Source organism: Bacillus sp. G16 (assembly GCF_021282335.1).
Classification (GTDB): domain Bacteria; phylum Bacillota; class Bacilli; order Bacillales; family Bacillaceae; genus Bacillus; species Bacillus inaquosorum.
Map to the genome: position 1 here is coordinate 1 of NZ_JAJSOZ010000010.1, position 24,414 is coordinate 24,414.

Consider the following 24,414-nt stretch of genomic DNA (forward strand, 5'->3'; position numbering starts at 1 on the left):
ATATTAAATAGCTCAAAATCTCAAAAGGTAGAAGCTTTTATTTTAACTACGATTATTAATAAATGTATTAACAGGTTAGAGAGAGCAAACCCTTATCTAATTAATTCTATTTTATATCATATGTCAAGGAGTACAGGTGCAAAAGGAAGAGGCTTTTCAACACGGTTCAAGTCAGTGATCATTAATAAAATTATTGAAAAAAACATTTATAAGGTAAGCAATTGTGGACAATTCATAATAGATGCCTTTTTAAAGGATGCCTCATTATTAGAACTGTTTGAGAATTCAAATGAGAAAGCACATATAAATTTTTTAGATTTTTTGAGAAAAGAATATCAAGAATTATATAAGCTATTGATTGTTAAAGATGTCCAGGAAGAAATTGTAGAACCAAGTGAAGGTTATTTTACTCTACATAGTTTACATTCTACATTTAATAGTGTGAAAGATATTTTTATTTTCTTAAAAAAGGTTATTACGTTAATTAGGAATGATAATCGATATATGAATAATCCTATTTTCGTAAACCCAAAAAATTTATGGGTGAAAACCTCCTTATACCATGATATGGAGGTTAGGCTTAATCCAAAACCAGTAAAAGATAGAAGCTTATATTTGAGTGCTCCCGAAGATTTTTTTGATAGACAGCATGTCAAAAATGAATTAAAGATATCTTTTATGATAGGACTAATAGTTTTTAGTCTCCTCCTTAAAGAAATGGATAAAATTAATAGCTTAAATTTAATCTCTTTACAGTTTAACCCAAAGCGAGTATGGAAGAATAATAACGATGAATTTAAAACAGTATTTAGTAGGGATTTTGTAGTAAGTCCCCTATACAAGAAGGTTTTTATGAGTTACTGAATATTATTGAAAAACTCACTAAGAAAAATCCACGATCAAGATTATCAATACTAAATTTTAATAACTACTTAGAAAATAAAAAGGGAGATGAGAAAAGAATAATGAAGTTTTTTATTAGTCACTCAACTAAAGATAAAGGAAGAATAACCCCATATATAAACCTAATAGAAAATAATGAAAAAAAACATAAAGCATTTGTAGATACTCATGAGTTTATTCCGGGAAAATCTATAATAGGAGAAATAACTAAAAAAATTGATGAAAGTGACATAGTAATAGTGTTTTATTCAAGCAACGTAGTTGAGAATTTCAAGTGGGTAATGGCGGAAGTTGAATATTCTATACAGACAGAAAAACCTTTTGTCTGTGTGCTTTTAGACGATATTCCAGTTCCACCTTTGTTGCAAGGTGAGAAGGAGAAGTTACACTTTGTGCATAACGAAAATGTTAGTATGGAAGAAATCCAAAGTTTTCTATATAAATTAGAAGGAATTGATGTTGAACAAATTAAAAGTAAATTAAATTTAGATAAAGTCGAACCAGCCTATAGATTTATTAAGCATTTAAATGAAAAGGAAGTTAGTCCTTTAAATATGTTACTGAGCGATAAATACTTTAATATATTTGATGTTCTTACTAAAAGTAGAGAATGCAAATTAGCTCCTGCGAATATATTTAAAATTCATTTAAAGGGCACAGATATTAATGCATCACCTTATCATGATATTATTGAGACTCTAAAATTTTATGATCTAATAGAAACACAGGATTCTGGATCTTTTGTTACAAGGTTAAAGTTGCAAAATAGCAGCTTCCATAGCTGTATTAGAGAAGCTAAAGAGAGATATGGACTATATTGGATGGATTATTTTAAAGATGCTATTAAAATTGAAGAGTATAAAGATTAAATAAAATGATGAGATGTGGTTTATGTTATGCAATTCATAGATATCCAAAGTTCAAAAATACTTAACTTAAAAAAATAGCTTGCATGGCGATCGGGATCCAATTAAAGCTGAAAAATATTTAACATTTAGTCAATTAGAAACTGATGGTATATTTCTTTTATATGTGAAAGGTTTAAATTTGTCTTTGGAAAATATCTTGAGCAAAAACCTAGAGTAGAACAAAATTAGAATAAACTGAGAAATTCATTCGCTCATCACGTTCAATTTCATAAAAATCTCATTTAGATACATTCCTGTGAGCCTTATAATAAGTGAATGAGGTTTTAATATTAAGTCTATCTTCTAAAATAGATAGGCTTTTATTCAATATTATATTGTTAATTGTTATTTAAGCTTGGAAGGTGAGATGAATGTTTTTAATTGATCCAAAAAATTACCCCAAACATAGGGAATGGAATGCAAAAGTATTTTCACTGCCGAAGATCCCCAGAAGTGACATGGGGCAGCCTGTTGTTTTAAGAGAAATTTTAAAAGCGTTAGTGAATAAAGTTCCATATGGTACAAAAATGAAGTTTAAAGGAAGCACCAGTGAAGCAACGTTAGAAAATTTATGTAGATGGTTAAGGCCTATTGGTCTAATCTATAAAGAAGACGGTATATGGAAAATATCAGAGGAAAGCAAAAAATATTTAGAGTCTGAGGATGATTTATACTTAACAGCTTTATTCTGCGCTAATGTTAGATTTATTGGTGAACTTCTTGTAAAACTTGATAAACCAATGACAACTATGGAGTTATTAAATATAGCTAATAAAGACTACAAATTAAATTGGGATACCAAGTCCGAAGTTGGTAATAGATTGACGTGGTTCAGACAATTAGATTTAGTAAATTTTAATGACTTTAAAAACACTTATTGTTTAACTGAAAAAGGAAAGGAATTCATAAAAAATATTAGTTATGTAAAGCCCGAAGAAATAGAAATCATTGGAGACCCGACAACTAAAGAAACTGATATACCGGTTTCTTTTTGGGCAGAAGAGTTAATTCAAATGAGTCAAGAACAACTTAAATCCAGAAAGCCGTCTATAGGCTATATCCCAGGAAATATTTCTGAAGTATGTGATACATTTAATGGATATATTCAATTAATGTATTCGACTGTTGATAAGGAATCCTTTTTAAATTATTCAAAGGAAACTTTTAATATATCAGTTTCTTCAGCAAATTCTTTTGTTACAACTTTAACCAATATTGATTTTTTAGAGCGAAAGTCAAGAAATTTGTATGAGGCTACAGAATTAGCGAAAAAATGGTTAACAACTAAATCAGCTTTAGATTTAGTTTTCTGTTTACAAGCAAAAGTATTATTTATATTTGAAATGTTAAAGGAATTAGAAAAAGAAAGTTTATCTGTTAAAGAACTAGCTGTAATTGCAAAGGTATCTTATGGATTTGAGACTGAAAGAATAGAGGAGATTAGAAAGCGACTAAATATTATGCAATGTGCTTTACTCGTTCAAGAAGAAAGTCCGGGTAAATATTGCTTAACGCAAAGAGCAAAACATATCCTAAAAAAAGTTTTAATACAACAAAAAATAGATATAGAAATTAAAAATGAGATTGAAAACAACCCAAGTGAAAATAAACATTTAGTAGTAAATGAGCATTTAACCGAACTTCGTTTGGCTTCAAAAGACTCTTCAAACCCTGCAAGATTTGAGAAAGCTATTACAGGTGCTTTTTCAACCTTAGGCTTTAATGCAACTTGGCTTGGAGGGTCAGGTAAAACGGACGTGTTAATACATTCTCCAAGTATACCGAAATATTCATATACTGTAACCGTCGATGCAAAATCAACACAATCAGGTGTAGTCTCAGAAGGACAAATAAATTTTGATACATTAAAAGAGCATAAGAAACTACACTCAGCTGATTATATTGCGGTTGTAGGGTATTCTTTTCAAGGAGAACGTTTAGTTAAACGAGCAATAGAACACAAAGTAGTTTTGATAGATATTGATTCGCTGGAAAAATTAATTAGATCCCATTCTCAAATTCCATTGCAAGCTAATGCATATAAAAATATATTTTCACAAGCAGGCAAAGTTGATATTAGTTGTTTAGAAGTCGAAAGGAGAGAAATTAAAAGATCCGGGAAACTACTACTATCTGTTATGGAGTGTCTTGTTGCGGAAAGTAATGATCCTGTGACCGAAGGTTTGTTACAAGAAAAAGACATATATAGAACTTTAAGAAATGATAATAGATTTGATACACCGCCTTCATTAGAAGAAATTGCTGAAATGTTGCAGTTTTTATCTTCACCATTAATAGGATGTGTTGACCGATCTAAGGAAGGTTATTATGCGTTAGGTACAGTATATGATGCTATGAATAAATTTAATTTCTATGCTAAGTCATGTTCAGTTTAATAAATATTATCAAAAGGAAAATATACTTAAACTATTTATGGTGATACCATAAATAAAGGGAAAAGTTATAAGTACAATCGTATTTTATTTTATGGAAACGGGTAATGGCTGTTTGAAAAATCATCGTTATCCGTTTCAAATTAATAGAGTGTCTATTATAGTATAAGTCTTGGATGTGTTGACTTCTGTAAAATCAAGATCGAATTATTTTTTAACGACTCTTGAATGTCTTTTTATTTGCTCAATCGAAATTTTGGTTAATTAGAAATTGAAATATGACTTCGAGTAGTCAAATTGTATGATTTAATGTTCTATTATCATCAAAAGTCTATAACTCAAAGAAATAGCACCAGTTCTAAGTCGTAACAGCAGATGGATAAACATGCTCGAAAATATATCGCAGACCCTATTAAAAAAGTGTGCACTTCCCTTCAAAACACAGCGTCTGTTCTGGGATCAAGATCTTTCTTTTTCCGTCCTCCAACTTTTAATACTGTATTATTTATGCTCATGAAGGAGTAGATAACGAGATTTGTTAACAATTTGTTGTGCTAAATGAGAAACCATAAAAAAGAGCCCAGAGAATTCCATCTCTGAACCCCACATCCCTCACTTCATATACCGATACTCCCGCAAACTCTCCAAAATCGCAACCTCCTGCAGCAATTCCTCACCCACATTCGTTTCCTTCACTTTCTTCCGCTCAAGCTCTTTGTCCACTAATCGCTTCACCGTTAAGACATCAGTTCCGGTGCTTAGGACTTCTGCCTTGGAGTTGAAGTGTTTATGGGCGACGAGCTGCATGCCGTAGGAGTTGTATAGCAGCGTGTAGCCGGCGATGCCTGTTGTGGATTGGTAGGCTTTGGAGAAGCCGCCGTCGATGACGATCATTTTCCCGTTTGCTTTGATTGGGTCTTCTCCTTCGATTTCCTTTACTGGTGTGTGGCCGTTGATGATATGGCCATGATCTGGATTGAGGCCGAATTCTGCCAGGATGTTTCGGCAGGTTGCCTCGTCTTCGCGTAAATAGTAATACGGATTTTTCTTCTCTTTATGCGTTTCCTTCTCTTTGATGAAATAGCGCTCAAATGTCGTCATGGCGCGTTTTCCGAAGAGGGAGGAGTACTCGCCTGTCCATAAATACCAGGCCATATCTGTCGCCAGGTCATCGGTTTTTTCCGGGTGGGCAAACGCTTCCCGTAAGAATCGTTCAAATACATCGAGCAGCTCACGGCCCGCATAGGCTTTATCCTCAATCATCATCGTTTCCATATTGCCGTTATCATCGACTGGAATACAGCCATGAATTAATAGGTTGCCGTTATATTTTAAATAAAGGCTGCCTTTTTTCATCATAAAATTCATATGGCGGCCCAGTTTTTCGGAATGCTGGACAGAGAATAGCAGCTTGTCTATGACTTCTGCTTCTTCTTCTAATAGCTGATCTGGCTGTTCCGGATTAATCGTCGCAAAGCAGGTGTTTTCCAGCTGATATGTTTTTCCGTGCAGCGTGATTTCATTTTTGTCGTAATCTATTTTCTCTAATAACAGCCGCTCTTCCATATTAAAGTTCGGCCGTCTCTTGATAATCGGGCTCTCAAGCTTGAATTGGATCATGGCGATCGCTTGATGGATTTTTGTGATCTGCTTGATCTCATCCTCTGGTCTATTCTCGTCTGCTTTTGGACGGAATGCTGGATTATCGTCGTAATATTTTTCGGCTAGGTTCAGCAGCGGTCTCAGGTTGATGCCGTAGACGTCTTCAATAATATCCAGGTTGTCATAGCGGGCACAGATGCGGATTATATTGGCTAGGCACACTTTGGAACCGGAATAGGCACCGATCCAAAGGACATCGTGATTTCCCCACTGGATATCGACAGAATGATAGTTGATCAGTTCCTCCATAATCCTATCTGGCTGCGGGCCGCGGTCGTAAATATCGCCGACCACATGCAGATGGTCGACCACTAGTCGCTGAACGCTGTAAGCAAGGCCGGTGATCAGCTTATCAGCTTGGCCAAGTTCAATGATCTGATCTATGATTTCAGAGTAATATTGCTCCTTGTTGGCACCTTCTTCAGTTTTGTATAGCAGCTCCTCCGTAATATAAGCGAACTGGGCAGGCAGTGCTTTGCGCAGTTTGGAGCGGGTATACTTCGAGGAGCAATAAGAAACGAGCTTAATCATTCGGTTAATCGTTTCTTTATACCACTCGTTTAATGCTTCTTTCGCATCAAAGTCATGTTTGATTAACTTCAGTTTGTCTTCCGGATAATAGACCAATGCCGCTAATTCATCAATTTCTCTATCGTAAATGACACCGCTGAAAATGTCGCGTATTTTCTCTTTTACTCGTCCTGAACCATTACGCAGCACGTGCTGGAATGCCTGATATTCCCCGTGCAAATCACTGACAAAATGCTCAGTGCCCTTTGGCAGGTTCAGTATCGCTTTTAAATTAATGATTTCCGTTACCACTTTTTCTTCACAATCATATTTTTGTGCGAGTAGATCTAAGTACTTGCTTTCCAAAATCGTCCATCCCCTTTTTAGAATAAACCCCTATTTATGAGCATTTGCATGATAAGGTGAATTTAAAAGTATGACATTATGTTTTAAACATTGGACCTTTATATGATAGTAACGCATAACTGCTTTTAGAGACAATTAAAACGAGGAAAGAGGTGCTGGGATGAGCGAGGATATAGATAAAGCAGAAAACAGAAGAGAAAGCTAAGGCTGCAAGAATGTCGGGTAAGTCATTCAGAAAAAAGACCAAGAATAAATTGTTCTTGGTCTCTTTCACTTTCTGCAGGTTGAGCGTTATTTCACAACAAAAAACTATTAGCCTGCACCACAAACTGCGACTGCTTATAATTATAAGAAATCTTCGAGTAATCAAACGGCTGTCCATTCGTCAGATGAAAAATACTTTCTATATACAGCTTCGGCAGTCCAGCCTCCAACTCCAAATACTCCGCTTCCTCCTCAGTCAGCTGACCCACGTGAAGAAACAAATCAGAAAAACCAATCTTCAATCCCAGTCCTTCCCGGATGTAGTGGAAGATCGAGTGGGAGACGATTTCGTTGTTTAAATACGTCACGATAGATTTGTTGTAGTAGGATTCTTCGTAGCAAAGAGTTTGGCCGTTGATGTAGCGGACCCTTTTGACATAGTAGATGTCCTCGTCAATTCCGATGTTCAGGTTTTCTGCCGCTTCCGGTGTTGGCTTTCTCACGTCCAGTTCGATGACCTTTGAGGTGACGTTGAAATCCTCGAGGTCTTTTTTAAAGCCCTGATTCGACAGGAGGCTGAGGTAGCCTTTTCGTTTATGCTTTCTGACGAAGATGCCACTCCCTCTGAGCTGAAAGATCGCGCCTTTTTGCTCTAATAGATCCAGGGACTTTGTGATTGTACTTTTGCTGACTTCAAACTGGGCCATGAGGGTTTCTAGCACTGGCAGTTTGTCTCCCTGTTTGAGCTGGTGCTCTTCTATATATGTTTCAATTTCCGCTGCGATTTGCTGGTACTTTAACATACGCATTCCTCATTTATTCGTTTAGTTTCACTTGCCAAAATTATAGCATAAACCGCTTACAATGATAGTTAGTGTCAAAATATTTTGTTTGGGTATTGATAAATTATACCGGTACAATTATAATGAAAGCGCAACCAAAACTAAGGGGTGGGTGAAAATGTCGGGGAAAGTGAGAGATTATACGAGACTAGCGAAAGACATTTTGGAGGCCGTAGGCGGGGAAGAGAATGTGATTGGAGCTTCTCGCTGCGCTACCAGGCTTCGGTTGGTGCTGAAGCGGTCTAACCCCAAAGCGAAGGATATCGTGAAGTCGATGCCCGGCGTCATTACGGTAGTAGAGAACAGCGGCCAATTCCAGGTTGTCATTGGACAGCACGTAGGGGAAGTGTATGAGGAATTTTCAAAGCTGGTCAATATTGATCTGTCTGGCGAACAGGGTGAGAATAAAGGAACGATATTGAATGGGATCATTGCGACGATGTCAGCTGTGTTTGCGCCGTTTGTATACATTCTGGCCGCTGCCGGTATTTTGCAAGGTGCACTCATTATAATTAACTTATTGTTTAATGGCTTTGAGAAAACAGGAGTTTATCAGGTTTTCAGTTTCATATCTTGGGCGCCGTTTACGTTTTTGCCTATTTTTATCGCGATTACGGTATCAAAGCATTTTAAAACCAACACGTATATCGCTGTAGCGTGCTGTGCCGCGTTAGTCAGTCCGACATGGGCGGAGATGGCAGCTCAAATCGCAGATGGAAAGAGTATTTCTTTCTTAGGGATTGCCTTATCGGAAACGACATACACGTCTTCCGTGCTGCCGCCATTATTTTTAGTGTGGATTTTGTCTTATGTAGAACGCTTCTTGAATAAGAGAATGAACGAAGTGGTCAGACCGTTGTTTGTTCCGTTTTTATGCATGGTGATCATGGTGCCGTTAACGATACTTCTGATTGGCCCTGTGACAACATTAGGCGCAAATGGGATTGCAAACGGATACAACTTCTTGGCGGAAAACGTGCCGGCTTTGGCTGGAGCAATCATCGGCGCATTCTGGCAGGTCATCGTGATCTTCGGTGTACATTGGGGCATCACGCCGATGGTATTGGCAAACTTTGATTTATACGGTCGGGATTCATTCCAAGCATATCAAACGATTGCGGTCATTGCCCAGGTTGGGGCTGTACTCGGTGTCATCCTGAAAGCGAGAAACAAGGAAACGAGAAAAGTCAGCGTTTCAGCTGGGATCACGGGGCTATTTGGTATTACAGAGCCGGCGATCTACGGTGTGACCTTGAGATTTAAGAAGCCGTTTATCTTTGGCTGTATTTCCGGTGCGGTTGGGGCAGTCGTGGCAAGCTTTTTCAATCCGTATTATTTTGCCTATGCGGGACTTCCAGGGCCGCTGACAGTCGTCAATGGCATCAATGAACAATTCCCGACATCCATCTGGGGCATTTTAATCGGTGCTGCGATTGCGATCATTCTCCCTGTTGTGCTGATTCAGATCTTTGGCTACGGTGAGGATACAGCTGCACAGCCGGAAAAGGAAAATCTTCAAACGGCACAGGCGAATGAAGAATCAGTATATGCTCCGTTTAGTGGCAAGGTCATCCCTCTTTCTAAGGTGCCTGATGAGGTATTCAGTTCAGGTGCGATGGGACAAGGGTTGGCGATTGAGCCATCCGATAACAAGCTCTATGCCCCGTTTGACGGAACCGTCGTCATGGTGGCGCCTACGAAGCATGCGATCGGCCTGCGTTCAGCATCTGGTGTCGAATTGCTTGTGCACATCGGACTGGATACGGTGACATTAGACGGCACTCCTTTTGCCTTGAAGATGAAGGAGGGCGATACCGTCAAAAAAGGCGAAGTGCTTGCTGAATTTGATAAAGCTTTCATTGAAGAGAAAGGGTTAACAACGATTACCCCGGTCATCATCACGAATTCACATGCATATCAGGAAATTCTCATCGAGGATCTTGAAGAAAGTACGTTAGACCAAAAATTATTTACAGTCGTAAGCTGAGGAGGAATAACACATGGGAAACATGCCGAAGGATTTTTTATGGGGCGGCGCATTAGCTGCCCACCAATTTGAAGGCGGATGGAATCAAGGCGGTAAAGGGCCAAGTGTTGTCGATGTGATGACAGCGGGTGCACACGGCGTTCCGAGAAAAATCACGGATACCATTGAAGAAAACGAATTTTATCCGAACCATGAAGCCATTGATTTCTATCACAGATACAAGGAAGATATCGCTTTGTTTGCGGAAATGGGATTAAAATGCCTGCGGACGTCCATCGGCTGGAGCCGGATTTTTCCGAAAGGCGATGAGGCTGAACCAAACGAGGCGGGCTTGAAATTCTATGATGATGTGTTTGATGAATTGCTGAAGCATGGAATCGAGCCGGTCATTACCCTGTCTCACTTTGAAATGCCGCTGCATTTGGCAAGGGAATATGGCGGCTTCAGAAACCGGAAAGTCGTGGATTTCTTCGTCAATTTCGCAGAAGCTTGCTTCAACCGTTACAAAGATAAAGTGAAGTACTGGATGACATTTAACGAGATCAACAACCAAATGGATGTGAACAATCCGCTGTTCCTATGGACGAATTCAGGTGTTACGGTCGACGAAAACGAAAATGCCAAGGAAGTGATGTACCAAACGGCGCACCATGAATTAGTGGCGAGCGCATTAGCGGTGGCAAAAGGAAAAGACATCAATCCAGACTTTCAAATTGGGGCCATGGTGTCACACGTGCCGATTTATCCTTACTCCTCCAATCCTGAAGATGTGATGCTGGCTGAGGAAGAAATGAGACAGCGCTATTTCTTTCCTGATGTACAGGTTCGCGGTTACTATCCAAGCTACGCGTTGAAGGAATTTGAACGAGAAGGCTACAACATCACATTCGAAGACGGTGATGATGAGATTTTAAGAAAGGGTACCGTCGATTACTTAGGCTTCAGCTATTACATGTCAACAACCGTGAAAAGTGATGTGGAAAATGATAATACGGGCGATATCGTCAACGGCGGATTGCCGAATAGTGTCGAAAATCCGTATATCACCTCTAGTGACTGGGGATGGGCGATTGATCCAACTGGGCTGAGATATACGTTAAACCGGTTTTATGACCGGTACCAAATCCCGTTATTCATCGTGGAAAACGGCTTTGGCGCAGTGGATACGCTGGAGGAAGACGGCAAGATCCATGATCCAGAACGCATTCAATATTTGAGATCACATATTGAAGCATTGGAAAAAGCGGTCACTTACGACGGTGTTGATTTAATCGGCTACACGCCGTGGGGGATTATTGATATCGTCTCCTTTACAACAGGCGAAATGAAAAAACGCTACGGCATGATCTATGTTGATCGTGACAATGAAGGAAACGGATCCATGAAGCGGTATAAGAAAGATTCATTTGAGTGGTATAAAAACGTCATTCAAACGAATGGTGAGGAATTATAAGCAGCTGGCCCGAATCGAGCATTGAAGTGCTTGGTTCGGTTTTTGGTGCGCTGTGGTCTGACATCCAGTGATGGGAATAGATTACCAGTGCGGATTGCTATGTTATGATTTCACCTGTGAGATGCTTTTTTGTATAATTTAATATTAGAAAGGGAAGAGAGGGAGAGAGTTTGTGAGTAAAAAGGGATGAAAGCAGGTGTCTGGCTGGGTTATAAGAACATGATAGAGTTCCCTTAGCAAATCTCCTAATTAAAATTTGGATAGGAAGGGGCAACATCACATTGAAAAACATTTTAATAAGAGCTGGCATATCACCATTTGATACATTTGATGCAGCTCAAATGATTGTTCGCAACTCCATTGGCGGCAACGTAGGAAACTTAGTATATGCCTACAGTGTGTTTCGTACGCTGATGACTGAAGAAACGACGATTACTCCTGATTATTATCGGATTCATCCAGCAGACGCTGAACAAATTAATAAAACATATGATATGTATATTATTCCGCTGGCAGATGCATTCCGCGAGGATTTCGTGCCTTCTTTACGGAAATATACCCAATTAATTAAGAAACTAACCATTCCGGTTGTTGTGATTGGTGTTGGTTTACGGGCTCCGTTTGAACCAAAATTAAATGAAGGTTTTCCTTTTGATGAGGATGTAAAGGTGTTTGTGAGTGCCGTGCTGGAGAGATCAAATATGATCGGTGTCCGCGGTGAGATTACAGCGAAATACCTTTCCAGATTAGGATTCCGTGAAGGTATTGACCATACTGTAATTGGCTGTCCGTCTATGTATGCGTTTGGAAGAGAACTGAAGATAAGAGAAACCCATATCACACCAGAATCAATGGTGACGGTTAACTCATCAAGGCTGTCTCCTAAGCATGTGCTGGACTTCATTACGAGAAGCATGAAAGAGTTCCCGAATCATTACTTTATCCCGCAATGGCGAAAAGAGATGATTCTAACGTATGCTGGTGCGCCTGCGATAGCGAAGCCTGCCGATAATTACCCGGTCAGCATGGACGACCCAGCTTATCAGAATGATAGAGTCCGGTTCTTTTTAAATGTGCCGACATGGCTGGATTTCCTGAGACAAGCTGATTTGAGCTTTGGCGCAAGGCTGCATGGAAATATCGCAGCGACGATTGCCGGAACACCGAGCCTTTTGCTTCCGAAAGATGCGAGAATGCGGGAATTAGCTGAGTACCATCAGTTAACGCATGTCATGGCAAATGAGATAACGGAGCAAACAAAACTGTCAGAATTAATTGAAACACTTGATTTTCATCAGCCTGAAAAACGGCAAGCGCAAAACTTTGACCATTTCATCAGCTTCCTGAATCAAAATGAGTTGGATCATATTTATAAAGAGAAAGCGATTCCTGATACCGTTCCTTTTGACGAAAAGCTATCTAACACGAAGCTTCTTCCGCCTGTGACTACAGTTAGCGGCTGCAGTTCCACAGAAACAGCGAAACGCTGGGAAGCGCTTATGGCATTAGAAAATGCCAAAAAGGAAAAAACCATTAAAGATCTGAAAAACAAGGTCAAAAAGTATCAGGGCACTTTAAATAGGAAATCAGTGCGTATCGCTTTAAAAACAGCAAATATGCTGAGTGTGAAGTGACCATTCACTAACATTACAACTATATTACAATTGTATAAAACATGCAATATTTTTGGAATAAAAAAGAAAGCCGCAATGCTGCCAATCTGGCAATATTGCGGCTTTCTTGTATTAGTTACGGATAAGGTAATCAAACGCGCCAAGAGCGGCAGTTGCACCTGATCCCATCGAAATAATGATTTGGTTGTATGCACTGTCTGTACAGTCACCGGCAGCGAATAAGCCTGGGACACTTGTCGCGCCGTGTTTGTCGACGATGATTTCGCCGATGCGGTTGCGTTCAACCGTTCCGTCTAACCATTCTGTGTTTGGCACGAGACCGATTTGGACGAATACACCTTGGAGTTCAACGTGTTTTTCTTCGCCTGTTTCGCGGTCTACGTATGTGATGCCGTTTACGCTCTGATCGCCTGTGATTTCTTTCGTTTGTGCGTTTTTCACGACAGTGACGTTAGGTAGGCTGTAAAGCCGTTTTTGCAGCACTTCGTCTGCTTTCAGATCCGGCGCGAACTCAAGCACAGTAACGTGTTTAACGATGCCTGCGAGATCAATCGCTGCTTCGATTCCAGAGTTTCCGCCGCCGATAACCGCTACGTCTTTGCCTTCAAACAATGGCCCATCACAGTGCGGGCAGTATGCGACACCTTTGTTTTTGAACTCTTGTTCACCAGGTACGTTGACATTGCGCCAGCGGGCACCTGTTGAAAGGATCACTGTTTTACTTTTCAGGACAGCGCCGTTTTCGAGTTCAAGTTCGAACAGCTCTTTCTTCTCAAGGCGTTTTGCGCGCTGAAGGTTCATGATATCAATATCATATTCCTTCACGTGCTCTTCAAGACTTGCAGCAAGTTTCGGACCTTCAGTCGCTTTGACGCTGATGAAGTTTTCGATGCTCATTGTGTCGAGAACCTGTCCGCCGAAGCGTTCAGCGACAACACCAGTGCGGATGCCTTTACGCGCAGTGTAGATCGCTGCACTTGCACCAGCAGGCCCGCCTCCGACAACAAGAACGTCAAACGGCTCTTTCTCAGCAAACTCAGATGCATCTGCGCCGCTGCCCATTTTCGCAAGAATTTCCTCAAGCGTCATACGGCCGCTTCCGAAGGATTCGCCATTCAGGTAAACGGTCGGCACTGCCATGATGTTTTTGCTTTCAACTTCTGATTTGTATGCCGCACCGTCGATCATTGTGTGCGTAATGTTCGGGTTCAGCACGCTCATCATGTTTAAAGCTTGTACAACGTCAGGGCAGTTATGGCATGTCAGGCTGATATAAGATTCAAAGTGGTATTCACCGCTGATCTTCTTCACCTGATCAATGACTTTTTGGTCTATCTTAGGCGGTCTGCCGCTCACTTGGAGCAGCGCCAAAACTAATGATGTAAATTCGTGGCCTAGAGGGATACCGGCGAATGTAACGCCAGTGTCTTCTCCGACACGATTGACACTGAAGCTTGGCGTTCTGTTTAATTCAGCTTTTTCAACTGAAATTTTAGATGACATGGAAGCCAGCTCATCAACGAGAGCCAGCATGTCCTTTGAAGTGTTATCTTCGCCTGCGCTAACTTTGAGAACAATGTCATTCTCAATTAGCTGCATGTATTGATTTAATTGTGCTTTGATATTTGCATCAAGTCCCAATGGAATGCACTCCTTAGATTTTACCTACTAGATCAAGGCTAGGTGTAAGAGTTTCGCCGCCTTCTTCCCATTTAGCCGGGCAAACTTCACCTGGGTTTTGACGAACGTATTGTGCTGCTTTTACTTTGCTGATCAGGTTGCTTGCGTCACGGCCGATACCGCCTGCATTGATTTCTACAGTTTGGATGACGCCATCTGGATCGATGATGAATGTTCCGCGGTCAGCAAGACCAGTTTCTTCGTCAAGAACATCGAAGTTGCGAGAGATCGTTTGAGATGGGTCACCGATCATTGCGTAAGTGATTTTGCCGATTTTTTCAGAGCTGTCATGCCAGCCTTTGTGTACGAAGTGAGTATCTGTAGAGATAGAGTATACTTCAACACCTAATTCTTTAAGTGCAGCGTATTGGTTTTGAAGATCTTCAAGCTCAGTTGGGCATACGAAAGAGAAATCTGCTGGGTAGAAGCAGAATACGCTCCATTGGCCTTTCAGAGATTCGTTTGTTACATCGATGAATTCACCGTTTTTGAATGCTTTTGCTTCGAATGGAAGTACTTCTTTACCGATTAAAGACATAATGTATATTCCTCCTAAAATGTATTAGAAAGCATTTGTGCTTTCAATAATAATTCTAATTATATATGAATTATTAATTAATATATATTTTTTGTCAAGCCATAACCTACTTTTTTTCATCTTATTTAAGGTGTGATAGGTAGGTTTTAGGTATTTCTTTTATAACAGATGAGATTATTGATATGGATTGATTCTCAATTAGACAAGGTTTTCAGGGACTTTTGTAAATCAGAATGCAAGCCGTTTTAGGCATTTGAACATTTAATGACACCATGGGCAAGCGGCAAAGGACAATTACCAAAAGCAGAATAGAACGGAACAGCAAGCATGCTGTCACATGATGATCTTGGGGATTGTTTCTAGCTATTATTGTATCACTGTTTATGATATTTAAAACATAACTTGTCTCCTGTAATTTGAGATAGAAGAAATCATAGATGAAAAAAACACGGTTCAGTTGAAACTGACCGTGTTTTTTTATGACTGTTATTCAGACCAATTCGTGTGAAAAACGCCGTCCATATCTGTCCGTTCGTACGTATGGGCGCCGAAGTAATCGCGCTGCGCCTGCAAGAGGTTCGCATTGGAACGTCCCGTGCGGTAGCCGTCATAATAAGAGAGGGCTGTTGTTAAGCATGGGAACGAGATTCCAGTGCTGATACCCTCGCAAACGACTTTGCGCAGGCCTGTTTGATAGGCTTGGAGCTTATCTGAGAAATAAGGCGCGATCAGCAGGTTTGACAGGTTTGGCTGCTCGCTGAATGCTTCGCTGATCACGTTTAGGAAATCAGCGCGGATGATGCAGCCGCCTCGGAAAATCAACGCGATGTCTTTGAGCGGCAGGTTCCATCCGTAAAGCTCAGATGACATTTTGTATTGGGCAAAGCCTTGTGCGTAGGCGCATACTTTCCCCATGTAAAGAGCCTGTCTGACGTATTCAATCCAAGTGTCTTTATCAAAGTGTTTTTCTTCGCCTTCCGGGCCTGCTAACACGTCTTGAGCTGCCATCCGTTCTTCTTTTAAGGATGACAAGTAGCGGGCGAACAAGGACTCTGTGATGATTGTGGACGGGATGCCGTTATCAATTGCCTGCATGCTCGTCCATTTTCCGGTGCCTTTTTGGCCGGTTTTATCAAGGATGACATCGATCAAAGGCTGTCCTGTTTGTTCGTCTTTTTTGCGTAAAATCTCAGCTGTAATCTCTATTAAATAGCTTTTCAGCTCACCTTGATTCCATGTTTCAAAAATAGATGCAATTTCATCGAGCGGCAGACGCAGCGTTTCTCTCAGAAACGTATACGCTTCTGCAATCAGCTGCATGTCGGCATACTCAATGCCGTTGTGCACCATTTTTGTAAAGTGCCCTGCCCCTTTTGGTCCGATATAGACACAGCACGGGTCATCTCCGACTTGAGCTGCGATTTTCGTCAGGATAGGAGCGGCTTTCTCATAGACTTCGCGATCTCCGCCCGGCATGATGGAAGGCCCTGTTAATGCGCCGACTTCGCCGCCGGAAATGCCGACTCCCAGGTAGCCGATGCCCTTTTCCTTCAGCTCGTCATATCTTCTTTCTGTGTCTTCATAGTGGGAGTTGCCCCCGTCCATGATGACGTCGCCTTCTTCAAGCAAAGGCATTAATGATTGGATGACGGAATCTACGGGTTTACCCGCTGTGACCATCAGAAAGATTTTTCTTGGTTTCTCTAACGATTGAACAAAATCCTGAAGCTCGTAGTACGGGCTGAGAGATTGTCCATCCAGCTTTTGGACAAGCTGGTCCGTTAAATCTCTGGTGTAATTATAGACTGCGACGTTTTCACCTTTGTTTGCCATGTTTAAGGCGATATTGCTTCCCATTACGCCTAAGCCTATGACACCAATCGTATTGAACATGTGTTACAGCTCCTTCATCAATTTCATACAACTAAACTTAACAATAATATGAATCCCAGTCCAGCAACGGAGATAATTGTTTCCAGCAAGGTCCATGTGGCAAATGTTTCTTTCATGCTTAATCCGAAGTATTCCTTGAACATCCAGAAGCCGGCGTCATTGACGTGCGAAGCGATGACGCTTCCGGCGCCTGTTGCGAGTACGACTAATGCCAGGTTGACATCAGAATGTCCCAGCAATGGAATGACCAGCCCTGTTGTGCTTAGCGCGGCAACAGTGGCTGACCCTAGAGAAATACGCAGGATCGCCGCGATGAGCCATGCCAGGATGATTGGCGATAATGCCGTTCCTTTGAATAAGTCTGCCACATAATCGCCGACACCGCCGTTGATCAGCACTTGTTTGAAGGCGCCGCCTCCCCCGATGATCAGAAGCATCATGCCGATTTGTGAAATGGCTGTTGAACAAGAGTCCATCACGGTTTTGACTGGAATGTTGCGTTTGATGCCCATTGTATAGACTGCGACTAATAACGAAATAATCATAGCAGTCGATGCGTTTCCAATCAATCGGATAAGAGCTAAAACTCCGTTATCCGCAAATCCGATTGTTTCTTGAAGCAGGTCGATAATGGTCGCGACCGACATGATGATAATCGGAAGCATTGCAGTGAAGACGCTGATTCCGAAGCCGGGTGTTTCCTCAAGCTTGAACGTTTTTTGCGTGCCGAGTGATGCAATATTGCCGTTTTTCGAAAATGATGCAGGAACGATTTTTTTCGCGAGCTTTGTAAACAAAGGCCCTGCGATGAGCACTGTCGGAACAGCGACGATAAAGCCGTACAGCAGCACTTCCCCAATGTTGGCGCCGTACTCACCGGCAATCGCGGTAGGCCCCGGATGTGGAGGCAGGAAACCGTGCGTGACGGATAGCGCTGCGACCATCGGAATTCCGAGATATAAAATAGAAATCTTCAATTCTCTTGAAATCGCAAATACAATCGGAATTAATAGAACCAATCCTACTTCAAAAAATAACGCAATACCGATAATGAATGAGGCAATGACAACAGCCCATTGAATGTTTTTTTCGCCGAATTTGTTGACGAGTGTCATCGCAATGCGCTGTGCGCCTCCTGAGTCGGCGATCAGCTTGCCCAGCATCGCACCGAGTCCGAAGATGAGTGCGATGTGGCCAAGAGTTCCCCCTATTCCTTCTTCAATGGAGCTGACAACTTTATCGAACGGCATCCCGAGTGCCAATGCCACGCCGAACGATACGACCAGTAAAGAAATAAATGTGTTTAATTTTAAGCCCATAATCAATAGCAGTAATGCTAAGATCCCAAGTGCAACGATGATTAACGGCATGGTAATACCCTCCCCTTCATGTCATGTACTAGTTGTGTGTGATTAAGCCCCTCTGATAATTTGCAATTTGTGTATATTGATTTTCTAATGATCTTGATAGATTGATGAAAATCGGCATTAATGTTCTGTATTCTTTGGCTGAGTCTTCGATCGGCGTATGTCTGTATGTGCTGCCGACCATGTCGGATACGGCGTCGAATGAATTGATTTTTCCTGTTGCATACAGGCCTAAAATGCAGGCGCCGAGACATGAGCTTTCGTAGCTTTCCGGAACGACAACCTCTGATTCGAAGATATCCGACATCATTTGGCGCCAAACCTCCGACCTTGCAAATCCTCCTGTTGCCTGAATCCGGGTTACCGGGCTGTCCATGCATTCCGTTAACGCCAGGAATACCGTATACAGGTTGTAAATGACGCCCTCCAATGCCGCGCGTATCATATGCTCTTTCTTATGCGACATCGTCAGGCCGAAAAATGAGCCGCGCACATCCGGATTCCACAACGGAGCGCGTTCTCCGGCGAGGTACGGGTGGAACAGCAGACCCTCAGAACCTGGTCTGACGCGTTCGGCAATCTTCGTCAGCACATCATATGGATCAATGCCCAATCGTGTCGCTGTCTCGATTTCGGAAGAGGCAAACTCGTCTCTGATCCAGCGAAGGACGATGCCCCCATTGTTCACGGGCCCGCCGATGACCCAATGCTTGTCCGTTAAGGCGTAGCAGAAAATCCGTCCCTTTTCATCGGTTTGCGGCTGGTCAATAATCGTGCGGATGGCACCGCTTGTCCCGATGGTAACGGCGATTTCGCCCTTTTTAATGGCGTTGACGCCGAGATTGGACAGCACGCCGTCGCTGGCGCCGATGACAAAAGGTGTTTCCGGATTGATGCCCATCTGGATCGCTAACTCCGGGCTGCAGTGCTGAAAGATTTGAGTCGTCGGCACAAGTTTTGATAAGTGATCAGGCGTGATGCCTGCGATGCGCAGTGCTTCTTCGTCCCAATCCAAGCTTTTCAGATTCATCATGCCTGTCGCTGAGGCCAAGGAGTAATCGATGACATACTCATTGAACAGCTGTTTAAAAATGTACTCTTTGATGCCGATATATTTTTTGGCTTTGGAAGCGATTTCTTTTCGTTCGTTTGTGATCCAGGCAATTTTGCTTAACGGTGACATCGGATGGATCGGTGTCCCTGTCCGTTTGTACACCTCATGCCCGTTCAATTCCTCTTTAATCTTATGCGCCCAGCCTTCGCTCCGGTTGTCGGCCCACGTGATGCATGGCGTCAGCGGCTGATCATGTTCATCGATTGCGATGACGCTGTGCATGGCGCTGCTGAATGAAATGAATGAGATCTGTTTGTCTGGATGCTGTTTTGTAATTCTCGCTGTTGTGTGGATGACCGCCTGAAAAATCTCTTCCGGGTTCTGTTCAGCCGTAGAGATGTCCGGTGTATAGAGCGGGTAGCCGATGCTTTCTTTCTGTACCACGTCTCCGTTTTCACTGAACAATACAGCTTTTGTGCTTGTCGTGCCGATATCGATTCCTAACATATAACTAGTCATTGTTGTATTCAGCTCCTTTTGCCAGCATTTGTTGTGAGAGCCACAGGTCTTCTACCTTTTCTTGCACATCATCAAAGTTTTGGTGAAGAGACTGGATCATCAGCGCTCTGTCCTTTGCTTTAATGGCCTGAATATAAAGCTCATGGTTATTTAAAATCCTTGTGAAATCTTCATATTTTTCCTTTAACCGTACCCGCATGGACAACAGAATAAAGCTTTCCATGACGGGTTTTAGATTGTGCCAGATCATCTGAATGTATGAATGATCAATGGCGCGGACAATCGTTTCATGGAACAGCACGTCTTGAAATGAAAATTCGTCAGCATCCTCGTATTTGATGGAGACTTTCATCATTTCAAGTATTTTGCTGAGATCTTTAACTAAAGGCTCAATGTCTATTTTGACAAGCCGTTCAAAGACAAATGTTTCTAATAGTAATCGCACATCATAAATTTCCGCGACTTCCTTTTCAGTTAACCCAATCACAACCGCTCCCATTCGTTCTAAGCGGATGATTTTTTCGGATGCGAGTATTTTTAACGCTTCGCGAACCGGCGAGCGGCTTACTGAAAACTCAGCGGCGATCGTATTTTCTGATAAAATGGTACCGCTTTCAATCATGCCTGAAATGATCCGCATTCTCAGCTCGCATGCGACACGAACACCAGTTGACGCTTTTGAGAGCCATTTTGCAGGATACAACAGGTCCTTGGAGTCTAGCATACACTCACCTTCCTCACTAAAGGAGTATACTTGTATACAAGTATGATAACGTGAATATTTCATTTATGCAAACACTTTCATTTCTAATTTTTAATAAAATTTTTCCCAGATAGAATGGTATTTATTTCTAAACGAGATATGGTACATTGGAGATAGATAGCGTAATTGAATCATGTTTTGAAAGAGGCGATTTAGATGAAAATCATCATTGCACCTGATTCTTTTAAGGAAAGTTTATCAGCTCTGGAGGCCGCTGACGCGATAGAAAGAGGTTTCAAATCGGTTTTTCCTGGTGCCGATTATAGAAAACTGCCGATGGCGGATGGCGGTGAGGGCACCGTTCAGTCTCTGGTTGATGCTACAAACGGATGGATCAAAGAGCAGGTTGTCACGGGGCCGCTGGGGGAACCTGTGAAAGCGTTTTTTGGCATGATGGGGGATGAAAAAACGGCTGTGATTGAAATGTCTGCTGCATCAGGGCTGCATCTGGTGTCCGTTGAAAAGCGCAATCCGCTTGTCACTACAACGAAAGGGACGGGAGAATTAATCTCAGCGGCTCTTGATGCGGGAGCGGAGCGTTTGATCATTGGGATCGGCGGAAGCGCCACGAATGACGGAGGAGCCGGGATGATTCAAGCATTGGGCGGAAGGCTTCTTGATGACTCAGGCCGTGAGATCGGCCCCGGGAGCGGCGAGTTATCTCAGCTCGCATCAATAGATGTAAGCGGGCTTGATCCCAGATTGCATAATGTCAAAATCGAAGTCGCCTGCGACGTTGACAATCCGTTAACAGGGCCAAGAGGAGCTTCAGCTGTTTTCGGGCCGCAAAAAGGCGCGACAGACGACATGGTGCGTGTACTGGATCAGCACCTGACCCATTTTGCGGATGTGGCAGAAAAAGCGCTCGGAACAACCTACAGAGAAACAGAGGGCGCCGGCGCAGCAGGCGGTCTTGGGTGGAGCCTGCTGGCTTTTCTTCATGCTGATCTGAAAAGAGGCATTGATATTGTCCTTGAAGCGGTTGATTTTGAAAATGAAGTTCAGGATGCAGATCTTGTGATTACCGGCGAGGGGCGGATTGACAGCCAAACCATCTATGGAAAAACGCCGATTGGTGTGGCCAAAGCGGCTAAATCATATGATGTGCCCGTCATTGGCATTGCGGGTTCAGTGTCACGAGACAGTGATGCCGCCTATCAACACGGAATCGACGCGTTTTTCAGCATCGTTCCCGGAGCCGTGCCTCTTGAAGACGCGTTTGAACATGCCGCAGAATATATGGAAAGAACGGCTCGAGACATTGCAGCATCCATCAAATTGGCGAAAACGATATTTCTGATATAGCCGGCGCACACGCCAATGCATATCCATCCTCCTTTTTGGGTAGAGACAGTTAACCACACAATGAGATATTCATCCCAGAAGGAGGACGAAGACATGACTGTACAAGAAATCAAAGGCAAAAAACTCGTAAAAGGCATTGCGCCAAACGTTGAACCAGAAGCCCTGCTAAATGATAAACGAAAAGTATTTTTGTTTGGTTCTCCGAGTTACACAAACATTGGAGACCAAGCGATTGCGTATGCGGAAGAGAAATTTATAAAAAACCGTTTTCCGTATTATGAATACATTGAGATTATGGATTATGCGACGGATGAGGGCATTGAACTGGTGAAGGAGATCATCCGTGAAGACGATATTGTCTGCTTTACCGGCGGAGGGAATTTAGGAAACCTTTATCTCGATATTGAGGAAGACAGAAGAAAGGTCTTTTCGGCGTTTAAGGACTACAAATCGATTTCTCTGCCGCAATCTGTGTATTTTGAAGATACAGAGGAAGGAAATAAAGAAAAGAAAAAAACACAGGACGCGTACCATCAAAATCCTAACTTAACGATTGCAGCGCGTGAGACGCAGACGTTGGATGTTGTAAAAGAGACATTCGATTCCAATGTGATCTTTACACCGGATATGGTGCTCTCCTTGGATATTGTGCCGAAAGAGCTCGAGCGGGACGGCGTTCTCTTTATTTTAAGAGCGGATAAGGAGAAAGTGACAGACGAAGACTTTATTTCACAGATGATGAAATGGGCAGAAAAAACAACCTATGCGGAGCGTACCGATACGGTGCTGGATACGGTCGACACCATTGATTACGCCGATCGTGAAAAGCATTTTATGGAGATGCTGGACCGCATCGGTTCCAGTAAATTGGTGATTACCGACCGCCTTCACGCGATGATTTTCTCGATTATCACCAAAACACCTTGCCTCGTCTTTGGAAACAGCTACGGCAAAGCCAAACATTCGTACCGGGATTGGCTTGAAAGCTTAAACTTCATTGAATATACGGATAAGAATGATGTTGAGGAACTGGAGCGCATGATCGCCCGCCTGCTTCAAGTAGAGCCGAATGAAGTTGATTTGTCTAAGGATTTTCAGCCGTTGGTTGATTTTTTTGCATCGTGAAGATAAAGAAAGACTGCCCTCCTGTAGGCAGTCTTTCTTTGTTAAATATGAAACAGCCAGACGACGAGCGGGCCGAAAAATGAGCCAAGCACCGCACAAAGCGTCATGGAGACGGAACTCATGGATACGGCCAGTTCCCCGTATTCGAATGCTTTTGAGGTGCCCAGTGCATGGGAGGCGCTGCCTAATGCAATGCCTTGGCCAAGTGAGCTGCGTATGCGGAGCCATTTTAAGACCATCGGCCCGAGGATGACGCCTGAAAAGCCCGCAATCATCACAAAGACGACTGTCATGGAAGGAACACCGCCAAGACCGGCGGCGATCTGAATAGCGACAGGGGTTGTGATCGACTTTGGCAGAATGGATAATAAGAGATCATGATGAATCCCGAATGCTTCTGCGAAGATCAGCCCGCTGATCATTCCCATGCATAATCCGACCAGCACGCCACCTATAATGGGAACACAATGTTTTACAATGATATGCCATTGTTTATAAAGCGGATAGGCCAGTGCCACAACAGCCGGCCCAAGCAAAGAATTGATCCATTTTCCCCCGATCATATAGCCTTCATACGAAACATGGAACAACACCAAAACCGCGACAATCAATATTGTCGTTGTCAGAACAGGGATAAGAAATGGTAACGGGAATCGCTTATAGAGTTTGACCATCGCTAAATAAGCGGCAACTGTTAAAAGAATTATAATGATTGCGATACATGCTTGCTGCATTTCTCTTTCTCCTCACGCTTTTTTGCTTTTTTCTCTAATAGCTGGCTGACGAATCCAGCCGCAATGATCGTGACGATGGTGCTCAGAACGACTGTAATCAGCAGCATCAAACCATTTAATGAAATGAGAGACGGGTATTTCATCACTCCTGTCATTGCCGGGATGAACAACAATGGAAGAAAGGACAATAAAAAACCTGCTCCGTCTTCAATAATGGAGACCGGAACAATACGGAGACCTAAACAGATCAGCAGCAATACCAATCCGACTATGCTTCCTGATACTAGTAAATGAAACAGATGCTGAATGGCTTCCCCAATCATAAAAAATACATATAAAATCAACACTTGCAAAATAATTCGTATGACTTTCACATCGAGTGCTGCCCTCCAATTAGAACAGCCTCCTCCTTTCTGGTGACTTGCTTTGACGATTGTTCTGAGGAATCACTTTACTTTCTTTTTGTATGATTGTACTATACAAGTATAAAAATGATTTAGTTATATAACTTGTATTAATGCAGTTAATATACATTTGTATTATACAAGTATATGCAGTGTTGTCAATGTCGGAG

The 24,414-nt window shown here is 42.3% G+C and carries 18 protein-coding genes; 8 read left to right on the forward strand and 10 right to left on the reverse strand.

Going from position 1 to position 24,414, the window contains the following annotated elements; translation table 11 throughout:
- The 3 genes from LWH95_RS13860 to LWH95_RS13870 form a co-directional block, all read left to right on the forward strand.
- Positions 1-864: hypothetical protein (locus LWH95_RS13860; protein WP_232919793.1), on the forward strand; the 864-nt coding region annotated here is incomplete at its 5' end.
- A 101-nt stretch (positions 865-965) separates the two neighbouring features.
- On the forward strand, positions 966-1,772 hold the full coding sequence (locus LWH95_RS13865) for a toll/interleukin-1 receptor domain-containing protein (protein ID WP_232919794.1): 807 nt from the start codon (positions 966-968) through the stop codon (positions 1,770-1,772).
- Positions 1,773-2,182: 410 nt separating this feature from the next.
- Positions 2,183-4,207, forward strand: coding sequence for a hypothetical protein (locus LWH95_RS13870; RefSeq protein WP_232919795.1), 2,025 nt, complete (start codon positions 2,183-2,185; stop codon positions 4,205-4,207).
- Between the two features lie 609 nt (positions 4,208-4,816).
- Here the strand turns inward: LWH95_RS13870 and fbp are convergent.
- A complete protein-coding gene (fbp, locus tag LWH95_RS13875) occupies positions 4,817-6,742 on the reverse strand; it encodes a fructose-1,6-bisphosphatase (RefSeq protein ID WP_232919796.1) in 1,926 nt (641 codons plus the stop codon).
- A 296-nt stretch (positions 6,743-7,038) separates the two neighbouring features.
- Positions 7,039-7,749, reverse strand: coding sequence for a GntR family transcriptional regulator (locus LWH95_RS13880; protein WP_225515457.1), 711 nt, complete (start codon positions 7,747-7,749; stop codon positions 7,039-7,041).
- A 157-nt stretch (positions 7,750-7,906) separates the two neighbouring features.
- On the opposite strand from LWH95_RS13880, the gene LWH95_RS13885 reads away from it, so the two are divergent.
- The 3 genes from LWH95_RS13885 to LWH95_RS13895 all read left to right on the forward strand — a co-directional run bounded on the left by LWH95_RS13885 (position 7,907) and on the right by LWH95_RS13895 (position 12,862).
- A complete protein-coding gene (locus LWH95_RS13885) occupies positions 7,907-9,775 on the forward strand; it encodes a beta-glucoside-specific PTS transporter subunit IIABC (protein WP_232919797.1) in 1,869 nt (622 codons plus the stop codon).
- A 13-nt stretch (positions 9,776-9,788) separates the two neighbouring features.
- Positions 9,789-11,228, forward strand: a complete 1,440-nt coding sequence (gene bglA, locus LWH95_RS13890) for a 6-phospho-beta-glucosidase BglA (protein ID WP_232919798.1) — start codon at positions 9,789-9,791, stop codon at positions 11,226-11,228.
- 281 nt (positions 11,229-11,509) lie between these two features.
- A complete protein-coding gene (locus LWH95_RS13895; RefSeq protein ID WP_133485311.1) occupies positions 11,510-12,862 on the forward strand; it encodes a polysaccharide pyruvyl transferase family protein in 1,353 nt (450 codons plus the stop codon).
- A gap of 111 nt (positions 12,863-12,973) precedes the next feature.
- Here the strand turns inward: LWH95_RS13895 and ahpF are convergent, their stop codons facing one another.
- The 6 genes from ahpF to gntR all read right to left on the reverse strand — a co-directional run bounded on the left by ahpF (position 12,974) and on the right by gntR (position 20,637).
- The gene (ahpF, locus tag LWH95_RS13900) at positions 12,974-14,503 is read right to left on the reverse strand and encodes an alkyl hydroperoxide reductase subunit F (protein ID WP_232919799.1); all 1,530 of its coding nucleotides are present in this window, start codon (positions 14,501-14,503) and stop codon (positions 12,974-12,976) included.
- Between the two features lie 13 nt (positions 14,504-14,516).
- Positions 14,517-15,080 carry an alkyl hydroperoxide reductase subunit C gene (ahpC, locus tag LWH95_RS13905; protein ID WP_003236447.1) on the reverse strand — a complete coding sequence of 188 codons (564 nt, stop codon included), beginning with the start codon at positions 15,078-15,080 and terminating at the stop codon, positions 14,517-14,519.
- Positions 15,081-15,566: 486 nt separating this feature from the next.
- Positions 15,567-16,973 carry a decarboxylating NADP(+)-dependent phosphogluconate dehydrogenase gene (gene gnd / locus LWH95_RS13910; protein WP_232919800.1) on the reverse strand — a complete coding sequence of 469 codons (1,407 nt, stop codon included), beginning with the start codon at positions 16,971-16,973 and terminating at the stop codon, positions 15,567-15,569.
- Between the two features lie 23 nt (positions 16,974-16,996).
- Positions 16,997-18,343 carry a gluconate permease GntP gene (gntP, locus tag LWH95_RS13915; RefSeq protein ID WP_003236443.1) on the reverse strand — a complete coding sequence of 449 codons (1,347 nt, stop codon included), beginning with the start codon at positions 18,341-18,343 and terminating at the stop codon, positions 16,997-16,999.
- Between the two features lie 28 nt (positions 18,344-18,371).
- Positions 18,372-19,913: a gluconokinase gene (gntK, locus tag LWH95_RS13920; RefSeq protein WP_232919801.1), complete on the reverse strand. Its 1,542-nt coding sequence runs from the start codon at positions 19,911-19,913 to the stop codon at positions 18,372-18,374.
- Complete coding sequence (gene gntR / locus LWH95_RS13925) at positions 19,906-20,637, reverse strand: gluconate operon transcriptional repressor GntR (RefSeq protein ID WP_133485317.1); 732 nt, start codon at positions 20,635-20,637, stop codon at positions 19,906-19,908. Before gntR ends, gntK begins: the two co-directional genes overlap by 8 nt.
- 195 nt (positions 20,638-20,832) lie before the next feature.
- On the opposite strand from gntR, the gene LWH95_RS13930 reads away from it, so the two are divergent.
- Together LWH95_RS13930 and LWH95_RS13935 are read left to right on the forward strand one after the other, a co-directional pair.
- Positions 20,833-21,981, forward strand: a complete 1,149-nt coding sequence (locus LWH95_RS13930) for a glycerate kinase (protein ID WP_232919802.1) — start codon at positions 20,833-20,835, stop codon at positions 21,979-21,981.
- Positions 21,982-22,074: 93 nt separating this feature from the next.
- Positions 22,075-23,106, forward strand: coding sequence for a polysaccharide pyruvyl transferase family protein (locus LWH95_RS13935; RefSeq protein WP_232919803.1), 1,032 nt, complete (start codon positions 22,075-22,077; stop codon positions 23,104-23,106).
- 41 nt (positions 23,107-23,147) lie between these two features.
- Here the strand turns inward: LWH95_RS13935 and LWH95_RS13940 are convergent, their stop codons facing one another.
- Entirely contained in the window at positions 23,148-23,840 is a 693-nt protein-coding gene (locus LWH95_RS13940; RefSeq protein WP_003236432.1) for an LrgB family protein, read from the reverse strand.
- Positions 23,810-24,214: a CidA/LrgA family holin-like protein gene (locus LWH95_RS13945; protein ID WP_232919804.1), complete on the reverse strand. Its 405-nt coding sequence runs from the start codon at positions 24,212-24,214 to the stop codon at positions 23,810-23,812. Before LWH95_RS13945 ends, LWH95_RS13940 begins: the two co-directional genes overlap by 31 nt.
- Positions 24,215-24,414 lie beyond the last annotated feature (200 nt).